15 protein-coding genes and 1 tRNA gene are annotated in these 17,389 nt (G+C 64.0%); 6 read left to right on the top strand and 10 right to left on the bottom strand.

What is annotated here, in order from left to right; genetic code table 11:
• The first annotated feature begins 29 nt into the window (after positions 1 to 29).
• Positions 30 to 114: transfer RNA gene (locus GPL20_RS20840), tRNA-Leu, on the top strand.
• Positions 115 to 388: 274 nt separating this feature from the next.
• Here GPL20_RS20840 and GPL20_RS20835 read toward each other — a convergent pair.
• From GPL20_RS20835 to GPL20_RS20810, 6 genes are all read right to left on the bottom strand, one after another.
• Positions 389 to 559, bottom strand: coding sequence for a hypothetical protein (locus GPL20_RS20835; protein WP_157331369.1), 171 nt, complete (start codon positions 557 to 559; stop codon positions 389 to 391).
• Positions 556 to 1,956, bottom strand: coding sequence for an amidase (locus GPL20_RS20830; protein WP_157331368.1), 1,401 nt, complete (start codon positions 1,954 to 1,956; stop codon positions 556 to 558). The genes GPL20_RS20835 and GPL20_RS20830 overlap by 4 nt, the downstream gene beginning before the upstream one ends.
• Positions 1,957 to 1,987: 31 nt before the next feature.
• Entirely contained in the window at positions 1,988 to 3,337 is a 1,350-nt protein-coding gene (locus GPL20_RS20825) for a TRAP transporter large permease (protein WP_157331367.1), read from the bottom strand.
• Positions 3,334 to 3,936: a TRAP transporter small permease subunit gene (locus GPL20_RS20820; protein WP_157331366.1), complete on the bottom strand. Its 603-nt coding sequence runs from the start codon at positions 3,934 to 3,936 to the stop codon at positions 3,334 to 3,336. Before GPL20_RS20820 ends, GPL20_RS20825 begins: the two co-directional genes overlap by 4 nt.
• A 111-nt stretch (positions 3,937 to 4,047) precedes the next feature.
• Positions 4,048 to 5,175, bottom strand: coding sequence for a TRAP transporter substrate-binding protein (locus GPL20_RS20815; RefSeq protein ID WP_157331445.1), 1,128 nt, complete (start codon positions 5,173 to 5,175; stop codon positions 4,048 to 4,050).
• A gap of 677 nt (positions 5,176 to 5,852) precedes the next feature.
• Positions 5,853 to 10,682, bottom strand: a complete 4,830-nt coding sequence (locus GPL20_RS20810; RefSeq protein ID WP_157331365.1) for an NAD-glutamate dehydrogenase — start codon at positions 10,680 to 10,682, stop codon at positions 5,853 to 5,855.
• 400 nt (positions 10,683 to 11,082) lie between these two features.
• Between GPL20_RS20810 and GPL20_RS20805 the strand changes: the two genes are divergently transcribed.
• The 4 genes from GPL20_RS20805 (at position 11,083) to GPL20_RS20790 (ending at position 14,529) form a co-directional block, all read left to right on the top strand.
• Positions 11,083 to 11,385, top strand: coding sequence for a hypothetical protein (locus tag GPL20_RS20805; RefSeq protein WP_157331364.1), 303 nt, complete (start codon positions 11,083 to 11,085; stop codon positions 11,383 to 11,385).
• A gap of 160 nt (positions 11,386 to 11,545) precedes the next feature.
• Positions 11,546 to 11,779: a hypothetical protein gene (locus tag GPL20_RS20800; protein WP_157331363.1), complete on the top strand. Its 234-nt coding sequence runs from the start codon at positions 11,546 to 11,548 to the stop codon at positions 11,777 to 11,779.
• Between the two features lie 144 nt (positions 11,780 to 11,923).
• Positions 11,924 to 12,607: a response regulator gene (locus GPL20_RS20795; RefSeq protein WP_167533141.1), complete on the top strand. Its 684-nt coding sequence runs from the start codon at positions 11,924 to 11,926 to the stop codon at positions 12,605 to 12,607.
• A complete protein-coding gene (locus GPL20_RS20790) occupies positions 12,604 to 14,529 on the top strand; it encodes a sensor histidine kinase (protein ID WP_347340040.1) in 1,926 nt (641 codons plus the stop codon). Before GPL20_RS20795 ends, GPL20_RS20790 begins: the two co-directional genes overlap by 4 nt.
• A gap of 135 nt (positions 14,530 to 14,664) precedes the next feature.
• Here GPL20_RS20790 and GPL20_RS20785 read toward each other — a convergent pair whose 3' ends face one another.
• Positions 14,665 to 14,955 carry a hypothetical protein gene (locus GPL20_RS20785; RefSeq protein ID WP_157331361.1) on the bottom strand — a complete coding sequence of 97 codons (291 nt, stop codon included), beginning with the start codon at positions 14,953 to 14,955 and terminating at the stop codon, positions 14,665 to 14,667.
• A gap of 243 nt (positions 14,956 to 15,198) precedes the next feature.
• On the opposite strand from GPL20_RS20785, the gene GPL20_RS20780 reads away from it, so the two are divergent.
• Positions 15,199 to 15,423 carry a cysteine rich repeat-containing protein gene (locus tag GPL20_RS20780; RefSeq protein WP_157331360.1) on the top strand — a complete coding sequence of 75 codons (225 nt, stop codon included), beginning with the start codon at positions 15,199 to 15,201 and terminating at the stop codon, positions 15,421 to 15,423.
• A gap of 75 nt (positions 15,424 to 15,498) precedes the next feature.
• On the opposite strand, the gene GPL20_RS20775 is transcribed toward GPL20_RS20780, so the two are convergent.
• The 3 genes from GPL20_RS20775 to GPL20_RS20765 all read right to left on the bottom strand — a co-directional run bounded on the left by GPL20_RS20775 (position 15,499) and on the right by GPL20_RS20765 (position 17,372).
• The gene (locus tag GPL20_RS20775) at positions 15,499 to 16,194 is read right to left on the bottom strand and encodes a hypothetical protein (protein WP_157331359.1); all 696 of its coding nucleotides are present in this window, start codon (positions 16,192 to 16,194) and stop codon (positions 15,499 to 15,501) included.
• A gap of 86 nt (positions 16,195 to 16,280) precedes the next feature.
• The gene (locus GPL20_RS20770; protein WP_167533135.1) at positions 16,281 to 16,991 is read right to left on the bottom strand and encodes a hypothetical protein; all 711 of its coding nucleotides are present in this window, start codon (positions 16,989 to 16,991) and stop codon (positions 16,281 to 16,283) included.
• Positions 16,992 to 17,123: 132 nt separating this feature from the next.
• Entirely contained in the window at positions 17,124 to 17,372 is a 249-nt protein-coding gene (locus GPL20_RS20765; RefSeq protein ID WP_157331358.1) for a hypothetical protein, read from the bottom strand.
• Positions 17,373 to 17,389 lie beyond the last annotated feature (17 nt).

Here is a 17,389-nt window from a genome sequence, read left to right as displayed (position 1 = left end):
GACGCCCTCATCCGAGGGGCCGACCGAGGGCCCCTGTGGCGGAACTGGTAGACGCGCTCGACTCAAAATCGAGTTCCGCAAGGAGTGCTGGTTCGATTCCGGCCAGGGGCACCATTATACGCTTGAGCACGATTTTGTACGATTGCGTTCGCTGGATGATCGCCGCGAAGGGCGCTCGCGGATTTCTCTCCGTAGCAGGGCTCGCTAAATTTACGCACCTTCAAATCCAGGCCCGCAGCCACCGATTCTAGCGATATCGGCGCAGACGACCCGGAAGGGTTGGCGACCATTTCGCAGAGATCGGGTGTTGCGGCTCCCGCAACCAAGGTCTTTCGGAGGGAAGCGCCGGGGAACACGCGCGCCACGTCGAAGCGCGCAACATCATCCGTCAGCGAAGCACGCGGTTCGTCCGTAGCGAATGCACGAAATCGATCACCGCCAGGATCATCACGCCAATAACAATGACGATGAGGGGAATGGCCTTGATCCAAAACACCAGGATTCCGAGAAATGTCATCACGAGCGCGAGACCGATGATTCCGGTGATCAGATTGGTCATCGCACTTTCCTTCTCTCCGCACCGGGAGCCGATTTCGCCCCGGCGCTCGGGACTTTGCGCCGAGTGCCACGACCGGTCCACCCGATAGTCCTGACAAGCCAGTGCGCCGTGCGCAAGAGGCGGGCATCGTTGCCGCGGCGACCGACAAGCTGAACGCCCAGCGGAAGGCCAGTTTCGGAGCTCATCAACGGCAGGCTGATGGCGGGCACGCCGAGATAGGTCCAGAGCGTGCAGAAAATGGGGTTGCCGGTCGTCTCAATTCCGGGCGCCTCGCCCGGCGCTGCGGGCGTCAGGACGGCGTCGAATTCGTCAAAGATATGGTCCAGCGCCTGGTTGAGCGGCGCAATCCCAGCCAGTGCGTTGCAATAATCCACCGCGAGATGCGTGCGGCCGCGCTCGATCGCCTGCCGCAGCCGTGTGCTCAGTCTGTCGCCGCCTCGCTGGTAGTCGCGCCGTAGATTGTGCGCCATATCAACCTCCATGATGATACGGTGCATATCGACGACCTTATCGAAGCTGGGCCCAAGCTCGACTTCGTTCGACGCATCGCCCAATGCCTCGACGAGTTCGGCAAAGGCATCACGCGTCACCGGCTCGGCCTGACCCCAGACCGGAGAGCGCGCGAAGGCAAATCGCGGCGGTAACGGCGGCTCGCTCGCCGCTACGGTGGAGAATGGCGGACACGCAACAGGCCGGGTGTCCGGATCCTCCTGGTCGAAGCCGACCAGGATCTCGGCCAGCAGGGCCACATCCTCGACGCTCCGCCCAAACACGCCGACATGATCGAGCGTGCGCGACAGTTCGAGCGCGCCGCTACGCGGAATGAGGCCATGCGTGGGCTTGAAGCCGACCACGCCGCAGAAGGCGGCAGGACGGATCACCGAGCCGTTGGTCTGCGAGCCGATGGCACCTGGCGCCATCAGCGCCGCAACGGCCGCGGCGGAGCCCGAGGACGATCCGCCGGGCGTATGGTCCGGGTTGTGCGGATTTCGGGTCTTGCCAGGATTGTAGTACGCATACTCGGTGGTCACTGTCTTGCCGAGGATCACAGCTCCTGCCGCCCTCAGACGCGCCACGGCCGCCGCATCGCGGCGCGGCGTGCGTCCGGTCCACAGATCTGATCCGAATTCCGTCGGCATGTCGCCGGTGTCAAAGATGTCCTTGATACCGACAGGCACGCCGTGCAGCGGCCCCGTCGCCTTGCCCTGCTTGCGATGATCATCGGCGGCCAGGGCCTGCCGCATCGCGTGCTCGCGATCGAGGAACGCCCAGGCCTCGACCTCGCGATCGACCTCGTCGATGCGCTTGAGGCAATCGGCGACGAGCTCGACGGAGCTGAAGCGGCCGTCGCGAATGCCGGCCGCGGCTTCAGTGAGGCCCAGCGCAGCGAGACTCATGTTCGGCCTTTCGGCAGTTTACCGGGTCCGCTCATCGCGATCCATAGAGATAGCCGGGTAACCACAATGCAATGCCCGGGAAGATGTAGACCAGTGCCATGGTTAGGAAGACCAGGCCGACAAAGGGAAGTGCGCCGGAGAAGATGTCGGTTAGCTTCACCTGCGGCGGTGCCACACCCTTCAGATAGAAGGCGGCCATCGCGACGGGCGGCGTATTGAACGCCGTCTGCGTGTTCAGCGCCACCAGGATGCCGAAGAAGATCGGATCGATGCCGTACTGGGGAAGCAGCGGCAGGAAGATCGGCACGAAGATGATGATGATCTCGGTCCATTCCAGCGGCCAGCCGAGAAGAAAGATGATCAACTGGGTCAATAGCAGGAACTGGACCGGCGAAAGGTTCATCGAGGTAAAGAACTGCTCAACCACGGCCTGTCCCCCAAGGACGGCAAACACCGCGGAAAACGTCCAGGATCCGATGAACAGGTAGCAAACCATCGCTGTGGCGCGCACCGTCAGATACACCGATTCGCGTAGCATCTCGTAGTTGAGCGAACGATAGGCGGCCGCCAGAACGATGCTCATGAGGGCTCCTACCGCGGCCGCCTCAGAAGGCGTCGCCAGGCCAAACAGGATCGCGCCGAGCACAGAAATGATGAGCAACGCAAGCGGCAGGAATGACGTGGCCAGCGCCCAGAGTACCTTGGTGATCGGCACGTTGGTCTGCTCGGGTGGCAGCTTCGGCGCAAGCGCGGGATTGATGATCGCGCGAGCCATCGCATAGAGGACGTAGAATCCAGCCAGCAAGAACCCCGGAAAGAACGCAGCCGCATAAAGCTTGACTGCCGAAACGCCGGCGGTCGCCGCATAGACGATCAGGAGAATGCTCGGCGGAATCAATATGCCGAGGCAGCCACCGGCGCAGACTACGCCTGCCGACAGCTTGGTGTCGTAGCCGGCTCGCAACATCGCGGGCAAGGCCAGCAGGCCCATCAGCGTGACAACGGCGCCGACAATACCGGTGGCGGTCGCGAACATCGCGCAGGTGACCAGCGTGGCCACCGCAAGCGCGCCCGGCACGTTCTTCATCGACAGCTGCAGCGAGTAGAACAGGCGGTCGAGAATGTTGGCACGCTCGATCAAATAGCCCATGAACAGGAACAGCGGAACCGCGACCAGAACGTCGCTGGAGGTGACCTCAAACGTCTTCTGCACCAGAAGCGTGAAGATGCGATTCTGGAAGAAGTCCTGACCGGGGGTGTAGTAGGCATAGTAGCCGAACGAAACGCCCATCGCCATCAGCGTGAAGGCTATCGGGAAGCCGAGCATGATGATGAAGATGAAGAGGCCCAACATCAGCATGCCGAGTTGAGGATCGGTCATGCGCCTGGTCCCTTCTCGCTCCGCGGCTCAACCGCCTGCTGCTGATGTTCGCGGATGACGAGGCTCTCGGTTTCCTCCACGTCGTGCAGGCGTTGCGGCCATCGGCCGGTGCGGATGCACAGCACACAGCGAGTGATTTCAGCCAACCCTTGCAGAAACAGGAGGAAACCGGTGACCGGAATCAGCGCTTTCAGCGGAAACACCGGCACGCCAGCCGGGCTGAAGATGCTTACCTCGCGGAAGCGCACCGACATTTGGGCGTAATTCCAGCCCGAATACATCAGCGCGGCGATCGCCGGCAGGAAGAACAGAATATAGAGGAGGAGGTCTATCGTCGCCTGGGTACGCGGCGACCACAGACGGTAGACCACATCGGCGCGCACGTGGCCGTTGCGCGAGAGGGTATATGCGCCGGCCATCAGGAACATCGCGCCATAGGTGATGTAGCTGATGTCGAAAGCCCAGGTGGTCGGCGCACGCAGCACGTAGCGCACGAACACCTCGTAGCTGACACTAAGCGTAAGGACAAGAATCAGCCAGGCGAACGCTTTGCCGACCCAGGTGCTGAGCTCATCAATGAAGAAGAGAAATTTCGTCATGCGAGCTGAACTCGCTGCGCGCAGCACATCCGTCCCCCTCCCAAATCGTAATTGGGCAACGCATCTTTTGTGCCGTCCGTCATCTTACAGCGTCAGCGATGCCCCACGTCATCAAACCTTAAGCACTCCCGGGAAGTGATGCTCGAAGGCGCCGCGGTAATCCGTCGCGTTATACATGTTGTAGTAAACCACGCGGCGCACCCATGCCTTCTGCGAGTCCATCACCTTCTTCATGAACGGATCCGAACTGAGCTGGGCGATCAGATTGTCCCATGCCTTGATCTGCGCGTCGAACACCGACTTCGGCGTCCGCAGGACGTTGACCTTGTCCTTACTGATCAGTTCCTGCAGGTCCTTGGAATAGTAGTCCATGCCCTTCCATTCGTTGGCGGAGGAAGCGGCCTCGGCGGCGTATTGCAGGATCGCCTGCTGTTCTTTCGGCAGAGCGTTGAACTTGGTCCGGTTGAACATGATCTCGAAATATTCTGTCGCCTGATGGTGGCTGCCCATCATGTAGTTCTTGGCAACATCCTGCGCACCGAAGCGCCGGTCCGACGTCGGATTGTTGAACTCGAACCCATCGATCACGCCGCGCTCCATCGCGGGCACGATCTCGCCGCCGGGAAGTTGCGCGACGGATGCACCCATCGCCTGGAAGAGATCGGCAGCAAGTCCCACTGTGCGATACTTCAAACCCTTGAGATCGCCGTCGCTGGTGATGGGCTTCTTGAACCAGCCGAGCGGCTGGGTCGGCATCGGCATGGCGAAGAAGCTCTTGATGTTGACCTGCATGATCTGGGTCTGGAGCTCCTCAAACAACTCCTTGCCGCCGCCGTTGTGGATCCAGCCGAGGCCTTCGTTGGCGTTGAAGCCGAACACGGGACCTGTGCCGAACAGCGATGCCGCCTTGTGCTTGCCATACCAATACACGGTCACGGTATGCGCGGCGTCGATCTGGCCGCCATGAACGCCGTCGAACACCTGGAACGGATGCACGACCGAGCCGCCTACCAGATAGTCTATGCGCAGCCGGCCCCCGGCCATATCGTTGACGCGCTTCACATAATCTTCCGCCATCTCGTTGAAGACATCGGCCTTGCCCCACGAGCCCTGCATCTTCAGGGTCACCGTCTGCGCCCGGCTGACTTGCGGCATGGCGATGGTAGCAGCGCCGGTCGCGCCGGCGGCCAGCAGGAATTTGCGACGAGTCGATCTGGTCTTTTCAGACTTAGCGGTCATGGACGTCCTCCCGACGGCCTTGTTGTTTGAACGCGCTTCGATGCGCTTTTCGTTTTTAACCGCTGGAGATATGCCGCATTCCAGCGACTTTGATCGCAAGTTTGAACGCATTGCCGGCGTCCGACAAGCCGCCCGATGTCGCATATTGGATTTAGGCGAGCCCTTTCGGGCTTTCAGTAGCCGGATACTCACGCGCCTGTCGCGGCGCAGCAAACGGATCACCGCGAAGTCGTGGCCGACTTTGCCGCTGTCCTGGAGCTGAAGAGAGGGCCTCGAGCTGACCGAGGACGATGACGCCCAAGGGCTTTCCTGTGGCCGGATGCTGCATCCGCGGCCGCCTCTCGTCGTAGTCACGAATGGATCGGCAACAGCAGGTTGCTTCGCCAGTTCGCAGTGCTCACCAGATCATCCGCCGATTTCGCAACGCTGTTCATCGAGACGGATGGCAGCGGGCCGGGGATACTGCAGAACCCGCAGCCCTCCTAGGAGACGAGTTGGGGTCGCTCGGCCTCGACCGCAAAGCAGACATCTACCCCTCTTAAGCAGTAGCCTGTCTAGGATTAGACAAGAATTTCAATAACATAAGAGTTCGCGATTCTATTCTGAATGGCGCACCGTCAGATCAAGCCGGCGCCTCCTGCGCCAGACCATGGCCCTGCATTCCCTTCCGTCGCGCCCTAAGCCCTGACGAGGTCTCCCAGCAAATTGGCTGCCACCGTCAGCTTGGCGAGCGTCAGGCCGCTGGCCGCGATCTCCTCGACCGCGCGGCGGACGCGCGTCGCCTCAGGATGAGCCGCAAGCCAGTCGCCGGCGGCCTGTTGGCCGGATTCGCCGTTTGCCAGCATGTTGGCGACCAGTGCTCTTTCCGCAGTCGCGATCTGATCAACGGCACGATCGATGGCGAGACGTTCGTAATTGTCGTTGGCCGGCACGCTGCGCGCGGCGGCGATGATGCGATCGAGCCTGAAATCGGCCTCGGCGGCGAAGAAGGTCGTGGCGGCGTCACCGATGGCCCGGCTGGTGCGCTCTGCGACGGTGACGATATCCGGCGCGGAGACGAGCGCGTCGAGATCGGCGAGTTCTGCGGCAAGGTCCGCCGGGATGCCGGCATCGATCAGATCTCGCCGGCGCTTGGTGCGCCCAGCCTGCAAGTCCTGCGGCAGGGTCCTGTCGAGCCCGGCGGCGACCTCCCGGATTCCGGGACCAAAGCGCGCGATCACGGCGTCCAGACCGGCCTTGAGATCAGCATTGCGTACATACCAGACCATGCGTGAGAGCAGGAGATCCTGAAGCGACGCGTAGAGGCCGAGCTGAAATTGCCCGTCGATGCGGGTGTCGAGCGCATCGATCGCGGCATTGAGCCGCTTGAGGCCGTAGGATTCATCCACCACCACGAAGGCCGTAACGATGGTGGCGATATCGGCATCAGTCTCGTCGGTCAGACGCACGACACAAGCCGGGCCGCCGCGGTTGATCACGGCATTGGCGAGACTGGTGGCGATGATCTCCCGCCGAAGTCGATGCGATTGCACTGCTGCCGGGAATTTCTCCTGCACCTGGCGCGGAAAATACTGGGACAGCTCGCGGGCGAGATAGGGATCGTCGGGTACGCCAGTCGCGAGCAGGTCGTCGTAGAGCGTCAGCTTGGCGTACGCGAGCAACACGGCAAGCTCGGGCCGCGTCAGGAGCTGGCTGCGTCTCGTGCGCTCGGTGATCGCCGCATCGTCGGGCAGGAACTCCACGGCGCGGCTGAGCAGGCCGCGCTGCTCGAGCGATTGCATCAGGCGGGTGAGGAAGCCGATCTCGGCCACGCCCTTCCGTTCGGCCAGCGAGAGCGCCAGCGTCTGAAGATAATTGTTGCGCAGCACCAGCGCGCCGACCTCCTCGGTCATCGCGGCGAGCAGGTTGTTGCGGTCGCCAGGACTGAGGCGTCCCTCCCGCTCGAGGCGCGCCAGCGCGATCTTGATGTTGACCTCGACGTCGGACGTGTTCACGCCGGCCGAATTGTCGATGGCGTCCGTGTTGAGCTTTACGCCCTTCTGCGCTGCTTCGATACGGCCGCGCTGGGTGACGCCGAGATTGGCGCCCTCGCCGATCACCCGGGCGCGGACATCGGCACCCGCGATGCGGATCGGATCATTGGCGCGGTCGCCGGCCTGATCATCGCTTTCCGAGGACGAGCGAATGTACGTGCCGATGCCGCCAAACCACAATAGGTCCACGCGAGCCTTCAGGATCGCAGTCATCACCTCGAAAGGCGTGGCCTGCGGCTTGTCGAGATCAAGCAGCGCGCGCACTTCCGCTGCAAGCGGGATCGCCTTGAGCGAGCGCGAGAACACGCCGCCGCCTTGCGAGATCAGCGACTTGTCGTAGTCCTGCCAGCTCGATCGTGGCAGGTCGAACAGGCGCTTGCGCTCAGTGAGACTGATCGTCGGATCGGGCGAGGGGTCGATGAAGATGTCACGGTGATCGAACGCCGCGACGAGCTTCGTCGCCGGCGAGAGCAGCATGCCATTGCCGAAGACATCGCCCGACATGTCGCCGACGCCGGCAGCCGTGAACGGCTTGGTCTGGATGTCGGTGCCAAGCTCGCGGAAGTGACGCTTGACCGCCTCCCACGCGCCTCGCGCCGTGATCCCCATCTTCTTGTGGTCATAGCCCTGGCTGCCGCCGGAGGCGAAGGCATCGCCGAGCCAATGGTGCTTCTCGGTCGAGATCGCATTGGCGATGTCGGAGAAGGTGGCGGTGCCCTTGTCGGCGGCGACGACCAGGTAGGGATCGTCGGCGTCGTGCCGCACGGTCGAGTCGGGCGGCACAATGTCGTCGCCGTCAAGATTGTCGGTGAGTTCGAGCAGCGTGCGAACGAAGATACGATAGGCTTCGGTGCCTTCCGCCATGAAGTGGTCACGACTGGAGGGCGAGGGCAGGCGCTTGGGCACGAAGCCGCCCTTGGCGCCGACCGGCACGATCACGGCGTTCTTCACCTGTTGTGCCTTCACGAGGCCCAATATCTCGGTACGGAAATCCTGCGGTCGATCGGACCAGCGCAGACCGCCGCGCGCGACCTTGCCGAAGCGCAGATGAATGCCTTCGACGCGGGGCGAGTAGACGAAAATCTCGTACAGTGGTCGCGGAGCCGGCAGGGCCTCGATCTTGCGGGCGTCGAACTTGAAGGAGATCACCGGATGCGGATGTCCATCCTGACCGACCTGCCACAAATTAGTGCGGATGGTTGCCTGCACCAGATTGGTGAAGCGGCGCAGGATGCGATCTTCATCGAGCGAGGCGACGGATTTGAGCTGCTCCTCGATCTCGGCGACGAGGGCCATCTCGCGCGCCGAGCGCTCCGCAACCGTGAGTCCGAGGCGCGGATCGAGGCGGCCCTGGAACAGGGCGACGATGTTGGCGGTAATCGCGGCGTTCTTGCGCAGGGTCTCCCACATATAGTCCTGGGTGAACGGAGCGCGGATCTGATGGAGGTAGCGCGAGAGCGCGCGGATCGTCGATACTTCGCGCCAGCTCAGGGCTGTGCGCAGGATCAGTGCGTTGAACCCGTCGGATTCGGCACGATCGCGGACCACGGCCATGATCGAGGCCTCCAGACGGTGGTTTAATTCATGGCTGATTGCGATCGGCTTGCCGTCGCTGGTCTCAATTGTCATATCGTGCAGCCATACCGGCGCCTGCCGGTAGCGCGGCACGACCTGATAGGTGCGTTCGTTGACCACGTTCAAGCCGTGATTTTCAATCACCGGCACGCGATAGGATAGCGACAGCGGTGCGGCATCTGAGAAAACCTTCAGGCCGAATCGCCTGGGATCGTCGTCGCCCTCGAGGCGGTAAACCGAAATCGTCACCGGTCGGGCTGAGGTGAGCTTTTCGATGGTGGTGATGTCGGCGATCGCCTGTTCGGCGCTGAATAGCTCGGTGTAGCCGCCGGAAAACGCCTGGGCATAGCGGCTTGCGAGCATGCGCGCCCGCATGCCGTCGGCAGACGCAGCGAGCGCGACCTTCAACTTGTCGCCCCAGGTCTCGGCAATGGCGCTGATCCCGGCTTCGAGTGTCTCGCGCGCGACGACCGGGGTCTTACCTTCATATCGCCCGATGATGTAGTGAACGCGCGCCAGTGATCCTTCGGGGAAGGACGCGTAGGAGGCCGACAGGGTCCCCTTGTAGACTTGCGAGAGGAAGGCGCCGACGCGCGTGCGCACGTCGGTGTCGTATTTGTCGCGCGGAATGAAGCAGAGGATGGAGACGAAGCGATCGAACTTGTCCACGCGTGCCAGCGCCCGGACACGGGGGCGCTCATAGAGGATCAGGATCTCCATGACGAAATTGTAGAGCGTGTCGACGTCGATCTGGAACAGATCGTCGCGCGGATAATCTTCGAGAATATGCGTCAGCGCCTTGCCCGAATGGCTGTTCGGGTCGAAGCCGGCGCGCTGCAGCACCTGCGCCACCTTGTGGCGTGCATAAGGGATTTGCTTGACCGAGCGAGTATAGGCGCCGGAGGTGAACAGACCGACGAGGCGCAATTCCCCTTCGAGCCGTCCGTCAGGCGTATAGAGCTTGATGCCCACATAATCCATCCGGATGCGGCGATGAACGCGGCTGGAGACGTTGGCCTTGATGACGATGAGGAGGCTCGGCTCCCGCATGAACTCGCGAATTTCCGACGTCATCACCACCATTTCGTGACCGCGGCGCAGGACCTTCACCTCGGGATCGCGCAGGATGCCGAGGCCCTCACCGGTCGTGATCTGGTCCGACGCATCGCTGTCGGGCGAGAAGCGATATTCGCGCACGCCCAGAAAGGTGAAATTGTCCAAGCACAGCCAATGCAGGAACTGGCTGGCTTCGGCGATCTCGTCGATCGGCAGCGGCGGCGGATTGGTCGAGAAGATCTTGATCGCCTCCTCGATGCGGGAACGCATGGGCTTCCAGTCGGTGACGCAGGCGCGCGCGTCATTCAACGTCATGGTCAACCCATCGACCAGCTTTTGGCGGTCGGCGTCGACGTCGATGCGGGTGATGTGGAGATGGATGAGGCTTTCGCGCGCGCCCCTTGTTCCCTCCGGCAGGGCTTCGCCATGGAAGCGCATCAGCTTGCCTTGCTCGTCGCGCTCCACCGCGATGATCGGATGAGCGACCAGGGTGACCTCGATGCCCTGCTCGGCGAGCTCTGCCAGCGTGGAATCGAACAGGAAGGGCATGTTGTCGTTGAGAATTTCGAGTACGGAGATCTCGCGGCCATCCGGCATCATCGGATTGACGATGCGGATATCGGCGCGACCTGCCGTGCGCCGCTGTACATGTTCCCAGGCCTGCTCGGCCAGGAAGGCCAGCGAAGCGGCGTCGTGGTTGGCGAGATCCTCGCTATTGGTGTGGCCGAACAAGAGTTCGGCAAAAGTCCGGGGCGTGTTGCCTAGCTGCACGCTTCCCGCTGCATCGCGAATCAGGGTCGACCGAGCCTTGTCGTCACGCCACGCTTCCATAACGTCCTCCATCTCTCGCATCGTCCGATCGCAATCGCGATCATCAGCTTGCTTCTGGAGTTCATCGCTTCGGGCGCCGTTATCTTGACCGCGATCCGGCGCTGCGAAATCTGCCCTCGGCACCTGATCTTACCACTCCGAGCGGCCAAGGCGCGCGGAGTCGTGGCGAAAAGCCCTACGACCCCCGGGTCGTCGGCATCATGAGAAATCATAAATACATTCAATGACATACGAGTTCGCGATTTTGTTCGGAGTGGCGCAGCCACGCTGAACCGAAGGGCAAAACGTGTCCGGCGGAGCCTGTTGGCGAAGACGGACTGGCAAAACGAAGCCCCGCTTCGCCCTCCACTAGCAACCGTCACATCCCCACTGTATAAGCCCTTAGCTTCTTCACTTGACCGAAGAGGCTCACATGAACGACCTGCACACGTGGCTTTCGCAGCAGCACCACGGCCTGCGCACCTTCCGGACATTTCAGCAGAAGCTCGAGACGCTCGGCCGGGACGATCCCGCCCAGCGCGGCCTTTGCCGCCTGTTGAGCGGTCTTGTCGGCAGTTACGTCGAGGCTTTTGACGAGGCGCCGCTGCCGGTCGAAATCGCCGACAATGCCTATCATCGCCTGCTGGCGCTGGTCGCAAGCCTTGATCTTCACGGCGACGCCGACCGCCGCCTTGCCGACATCAACCGCGTGGCGGAGAGCCGGATCTGGCAGTGACGCCGAAGTGCCGCGCACGCGGCTGGCGCCGGCATCCGCACATCCTCTCCCCCGATAGAGCTGCGTGCTGACCGGCGCAACCGGTGGTCAGGGCGTTCGACTTCGCCGCGCCAGTACCTATATCGTGCGGCAACGCGTACCGATGCAGTGAGCAGCTTTGATGGCCAGGAGACGCACGAGCGAAGCGGATGCCGACGACCTGCCCCGCTTCTTCGTCTGGGTTCGGGGCCTCGAGGGTCCGGAGCCGCAGAAGTGGTCGACGATGGATTTCGGCATCGGCGACTGGAAACGGCCGCAGGTGCTGGCATATCTGGAGCTGCCGGAGGACGAGCGGCGTCTGTCGCTGTCGATGCTGGCGCGGCGCTATCCACCGCCAAGGGTGGACGTTCTGTAGGACAGATCAGAGGCCGGCGGGGCACGGCACGCCATAGCTTCCGCCTGACGGTCGTCGCCCCCATGATTATGGGTGTCACGGTCTCCGCGCTGAGGCTAAGCTTGGCCTTGCGGCGCGGGGGACACGCGGTGCGGGACGATGACCATGACCGAACAGGGCGAGACGGGTGAGGCCATCACCATCCTCCTCGTCGAGGACGACGCGCCGACCTGCTGGCGGCTTCAGGACGCGCTGGTCAAGGCCGGTTACCAGGTCCGCACCGCCGGCACGCTGGGGGAGGCCCGCTCCGCACTCGGCAATGCCGCGCCGCGCGTGCTGCTCACCGATCTGCGGCTGCCCGACGGCCATGGCGTCGAGCTGATCCGCGAGACCAGGCTGCGCTTTCCCGACACCGAGATCATGGTGATCTCGGCGCTCGGCGACGAGGAAAGCGTGATCACGGCGATCACGGTCGGCGCCACCGGCTATCTCCTCAAGGACGCCTTTCCGACCGACATCGCCACCACGGTGCGCGACCTCGTCGCGGGACATTCGCCGATCTCGGCCTCGATCGCCCGCTTCATCGTCCGCAGAACGCAAGGTACCGCGCAAGGCGCGGCCGAGCCGCCGCCCGGGCCCGTGCTCAACACAGCAAGGCTCACCCCGCGCGAGATCGACATCCTCTGGGGCATCGCCAAGGGTTTCAGCTACGCCGAGATCGCAAGCCATCTCGGCCTGTCACGCCAAACCGTGCCCGGCCACATCAAGAACATCTATCGCAAGCTCGAGGTGCACACGCGCAGCGAGGCCGTGTTCGAAGCGGTGCAACAGGGCCTGATCAAGCTGTGAGCGAGATTGCGGCGAAGGCGGTGGTTACGCGCGCGCGGCGCCGGCTGTGGCGCTCGCGCATCCTGCCCTATCTTCTGCTCCAGGCGTTGATCGTGACCGCCACCATCCTCGGGCTGCAACTGCTCCACCCGAACGACCCCGAGGATTTTGCCGTGAGCGCGTTCACCCTGCGAGAGGACGGGACGACGCGCCCCGTCACGCTGCCCCATTTCACCGCCTCGCGCTATTCGCTCGCCGACCCGCCGCTCTACACCAGCGCCTTCACTTTCCGGCCCGCCGATGCCGGCTCGGGATGGTCGGTGTATCTGCCGCGCTTCAGCAACGCGGTGGAGGTCGCCATCAACGACGTCATCGTGCTCGATTCCCGGCGCGACGCCGTCGCCAACCGGCCGGACCGCAACACGCCGGAGATCGCGACGATCCCGTCGTCCCTTCTGCACGACGGAGCCAACCGGATCACCGTGCGCCTGCTGGTCTGGGGGCCGCTCAAGGGATTTCTCGACACGATCTACATCGGACCGGACGAGGCAGTGCGGCCGGCCTACGAGACGCGCACGTTGCTCTTCGTCACGCTGCCGGTGGTGTTTTCCGCCTGGCAGTCGCTGCTTGCGGTGATCCTCGCGATCATGTGGCTGATGCGGCGCCGTGAGCCGGTCTATGGCGTGCTGGCGCTCGGCATGCTGGTCGGCGCCGTGCAGGCTTTCGTACCGCCGCCGATACCGCCTGCGCCTTATCCGCGACTGGCCGCCATCCTGCTCGCCTCGGCGCCGATCGAGAGCGCGCTCGTCGTGGCGTTCGCGGTGCTGTTCTTTGGCTGGCGCTGGCCCCGCTACGGGCTGCTGCTGTTCGTGCCGGGATTCGCCATCCTGCTGGTCGGGCTGCTTGCGAGCCAGCCGATTCCGCGCATCATCTTCCTGTTCCTCGGCGTGCCCACCGTCGGCATCTGCCTGATGCTGCTGGCGGTGATCGTGACGCGGGCGGTGATCAAGCGGCAGGACGCGGCGAGCTTCACCTTCGGCTGCGCCGTCACCATCGTGCTGGTCTGCTGGTTTCACGACATGTTCTCGGTCTTCGAGATCATCCCGGAGGAGCGTATCTTCGTCACGCGCCTGTCCTATTCGGCCATGCTGGTCGCGATCGGCGCGGGACTGACCTGGCGCTTTGCGCGGGCGCTGAACCAGGTCGACAGTTTTGCCGGCCAGCTCGTCGCACGCGTGCGCGAGGCCGAGGAGCGGCTGACAGCGAGCTTTGCCCGCGAGGAAGCGCGCGCCCGCGCCGCGGCGCTCGCCAACGAGCGCACGCGCCTGATGCGCGACCTGCATGACGGACTCGGCGGTCAGCTCGTCAGCATCGTCGCGCTCTCCGAGCGCGGCCATGAGGGTGCGACCATCACGGACGCGGCACGCGCCGCGCTGAAGGATCTGCGTCTCGTCATCGATTCCATGGACGACATCGGCGGCGACCTGATGCTCGCGCTCGGCTCCTGGCGCGAGCGCGCGACGGCGCAATTGCGGCCGCACGACATCGCGCTCGACTGGCGCGTGGCGACGCCGCAGGGCCTGCCGCTGCATCCTGAACTGAGGCCATGGCACGTCATCCAGATCGTGCGCATCCTTGACGAGGCCGTGACCAACGCGGTCAAGCACGCGGAGGCGCGCCACATCGCGGTCAGCATCGAGACGCTCGACGGCGCCCATGGGCCGTATGGCGTCATCAGCGTCACGGACGACGGCAAGGGCTTTGCACTCGCCGTCAATGGCGCGAGCGCGAGCGCCGGCCAGACCGCGCGGGGCTTGCGCAACATGAGGAGCCGCGCCGCACGCTGCGGCGCGGTGCTCGATCTGACCTCGGATGCATCGGGCACGTGCGTGCGGCTGCAATTGCCGCAACGTTTTCCCGACAGCGACGCCGCCGCCGGCTGAAAAGCCCCCTCCCCGGGCGCGTGGGACGCACGGAGAGAGGGCACGGGCCGGATTATTTGCCTGCGGAGGACGGGGGGTTCGTCCGCAGGGCTCCGTTGGCCCGAAGCGATACGATCAAATCAATCGAATGGAATATCAGCGCACGCCGACGCGATTGACCGGGCCGCCGCGATTCATCGGCGTCCCGGCGCGCACGCCGACGCCGGGCGCGCCGACACCGGGAGTCGCGACCGCAGCACGTGCGACCGGAGCTCCCGGCGCGACCACCACCGCCGCAGTCGGCCGCACCACGCACCCCTTGGGCACGCCCACCGTCTTGCAATAGACCACGGCCTGCGCGGGACTCGTTCCCAGCGACACCATCGCCGACCCCGCCAGAGCCATGATCGTCAGCCCGGCGCTCAACGCTCCCATTCTCTTCGACATCTTGCTCTCCTGCTTCCCGTTCGGCGCTCCGATGCAATTCACCGGATTCCGCAGCCGACGTGCAGCCTGAATGACAAAAGACGGCACGCCGATACATGCCATGAAGATGGGGGGAGGCCACGGCGGCGCGGAAGCGGAGCCCGATGCCATGAACATGGCATGGACCGCCGGCCGGCCGCCGCGAGATGGTCCGCCCCGCTTGATCCCCGGCGGGATCAACGACAATTCCAACAGAGGTGCTTCATGAAGATTTCGGTTATTGCCGCGCTGCTGCTCGCCACCGCCACCCTGCCCGCCGCCGCGCAATCGGGTCCGACGCTGCAGGAGCAGATGGCCTGCCGCGGCGACGCCAGCAAGTTCTGCGCCGAACATGTCGGCAAGCCGCCGCAGATGAATGCCTGCCTGCGCGAGAACAAGACGAAGCTCTCCGATGCCTGCCGCAAGGTCGTGGAGTCGCGCGGCGGCTGAGCCTCGTCTGCCGTCGTGGGAGAACGTGCCTAGACGCTACCGGCCGCCGTTCCGCCGAACGCACGGCGGTGAATGCTAGTCGTCGTCCGGCCCGAACAGCCTGATCTGCGGGAAGCCGCCGCGCGGACGGCCCGCGTAGTCGCGCGCATCGGAATCTTCGCGGATGTTGCGCGCGACGTCGTCCCAATCGGTGCGGTCGCGCATGCCGCGCGGGTCGCGGGCGTCATAACGGTGACGTTCCGCCCAGCGCTCGCGGCGGTCGATCCGGCGCCGTTCGAACGCGGCGCGCTTCATGTCGGATTCCCTGGCTTTGGCATAGGCGTTGTCGGGTGAGGCGGATGGCTCCGTCGCTGCCTGCTGCTCGGCGGGTTTTGCGGCTTGCGACGGTGAAGCTGGTGCCGGCTTGGGCGGCTCGACCGCAGCCGCTTGCGAAGGCGGCGGTGCCGATGGTTCAGCGTTCGTCTGAGTGGTCTGTGTCTCGGACTTTGCGGCCGCGGGCTTGACTTCGGCCTGCGCCGGCGCGGCGATCATTGCGCCGAAGGCTTGCGAGCCGGTGAGATATTGCACGCGTTCGGACGGGACGTTCGTCGTGGCAGGTGTGTTGGCCGATGCGGCGGCGCCAGCGCGCCGCTCCATCTTGCTGGTATCGAGGCCCTGCTTGGGCGCGACCGGATTCATGATGTTGCCGGCAACGATGCCGCCGCCGAGACCAATGGCAATGGCCGCGATGATGGTTCCGGCACCGACGAAATAGGCTGTCGAGGCGCGCATTGGTCCACTCCCTCTTTGGGGCGAGCAACGCACGTTGATTGCCGGATGTTCCTGATGAAGGAGCAGTTCCCAGAGGAACTTACGCCTCAGATCTGCTGTGCGACCTTCTCGAGCCCGATGATGCGGGCGAGCTTGCGCACTTCCTCTTTCTGGTCGTCGCGCAGCTGGAACAGCAGCGGCATCGCCGCCGACTTCAATTGCTGGACCTCGTCGCAGTTCGGATCAATCGGCACGCCCTGCACGTTCGGATTGGAGAGCTTGTTCGCCTGGATCTTGCGGGCGACGTTGCGCAGCGCGGTCTCGACCGAGGGCCAGTAATATTCCTGCGACGACGACAGCTTCAGGCGATCCTTGATGCCTGAAATCTGCACGTCGGAGAGCAGCGAATAGGATTTCTGCGGCTGCGGCTTGGCCACGACCTTCGGCTTGGCCGGGACTTCGACGGCAGGAACCTCCGCCGCGGCAGGCGCTTCGTGCCCACTTGCTTTCGTCATCGGGAAATCGCTCGGCGTTGCGGCGGCAAAGGCCTGACGCAGCGGCTCGGTCAACATGGGGGCCTGGGCGAGCCTGTCGGCCGGCACCTGAACCGGCTCGATTGCGGCCGAGGCCAGCGCCAGCGTCGGGACCAGGCGATCGGCCTTGGCGGCGCGGTTGGTCGCAAGCGGCTTGGCCGGGGGCGTCTGCGAAATCATTTCGGCACTGACGCTGGGTACGCTGTCGCGGCCGAGGATGGCGGTGGTCGCGGCGCCGAGGACGAGGAAACAGGTCAGCGCGATGATGGTGATGGCTTTGGACAAACGTCTCTCCGCGTCCGACTTCAAGTCCACGTGATCCCTGCCCGGAAACTGGGCGATAATTAAGGCTTAACCGTGCCGGCGCGGCGACAATCGCGCGGACTGCGGCGACACGGCCTAGAAAACTCAAGAGAATCAGGCGGCTGCGGCCAGATCGTAGGCGTCCTGGATGTCGGCGACGATCTCGGAGGCTTCCCAGACCGCGCGCGGCTCGACCGATTGCAGAGTCACCGTCCAGTTGCCGCCCCGGCGCGTGCGGGGGACGCTGACGATGTCGAAGCGGACGTTGCGGCACAGCGGGTGGCGGGTCAGCGCGTGAGCCACGCGCACGCGGATTTCGTCCAGCGTCGCGGCTGTCTTGCTGTTGAGAAAATCAAAATCCATCGCCTGTCCCTCTCGTC

The sequence above is a fragment of the Bradyrhizobium cajani genome (assembly GCF_009759665.1).
GTDB lineage: Bacteria > Pseudomonadota > Alphaproteobacteria > Rhizobiales > Xanthobacteraceae > Bradyrhizobium > Bradyrhizobium cajani.
This window is presented reverse-complemented; position numbering and strand designations above follow the sequence as displayed.

What these genes read in the sequence shown, in the direction of transcription:
- GPL20_RS20835 (WP_157331369.1), bottom strand. Translation starts at nt 559, where the DNA reads ATGACCAATCTGATCACCGGAATCATCGGTCTCGCGCTCGTGATGACA.
- GPL20_RS20830 (WP_157331368.1), bottom strand. Translation starts at nt 1,956, where the DNA reads ATGAGTCTCGCTGCGCTGGGCCTCACTGAAGCCGCGGCCGGCATTCGC.
- GPL20_RS20825 (WP_157331367.1), bottom strand. Translation starts at nt 3,337, where the DNA reads ATGACCGATCCTCAACTCGGCATGCTGATGTTGGGCCTCTTCATCTTC.
- GPL20_RS20820 (WP_157331366.1), bottom strand. Translation starts at nt 3,936, where the DNA reads ATGACGAAATTTCTCTTCTTCATTGATGAGCTCAGCACCTGGGTCGGC.
- GPL20_RS20815 (WP_157331445.1), bottom strand. Translation starts at nt 5,175, where the DNA reads ATGACCGCTAAGTCTGAAAAGACCAGATCGACTCGTCGCAAATTCCTG.
- GPL20_RS20810 (WP_157331365.1), bottom strand. Translation starts at nt 10,682, where the DNA reads ATGGAGGACGTTATGGAAGCGTGGCGTGACGACAAGGCTCGGTCGACC.
- GPL20_RS20805 (WP_157331364.1), top strand. Translation starts at nt 11,083, where the DNA reads ATGAACGACCTGCACACGTGGCTTTCGCAGCAGCACCACGGCCTGCGC.
- GPL20_RS20800 (WP_157331363.1), top strand. Translation starts at nt 11,546, where the DNA reads ATGGCCAGGAGACGCACGAGCGAAGCGGATGCCGACGACCTGCCCCGC.
- GPL20_RS20795 (WP_167533141.1), top strand. Translation starts at nt 11,924, where the DNA reads ATGACCGAACAGGGCGAGACGGGTGAGGCCATCACCATCCTCCTCGTC.
- GPL20_RS20785 (WP_157331361.1), bottom strand. Translation starts at nt 14,955, where the DNA reads ATGTCGAAGAGAATGGGAGCGTTGAGCGCCGGGCTGACGATCATGGCT.
- GPL20_RS20780 (WP_157331360.1), top strand. Translation starts at nt 15,199, where the DNA reads ATGAAGATTTCGGTTATTGCCGCGCTGCTGCTCGCCACCGCCACCCTG.
- GPL20_RS20775 (WP_157331359.1), bottom strand. Translation starts at nt 16,194, where the DNA reads ATGCGCGCCTCGACAGCCTATTTCGTCGGTGCCGGAACCATCATCGCG.
- GPL20_RS20765 (WP_157331358.1), bottom strand. Translation starts at nt 17,372, where the DNA reads ATGGATTTTGATTTTCTCAACAGCAAGACAGCCGCGACGCTGGACGAA.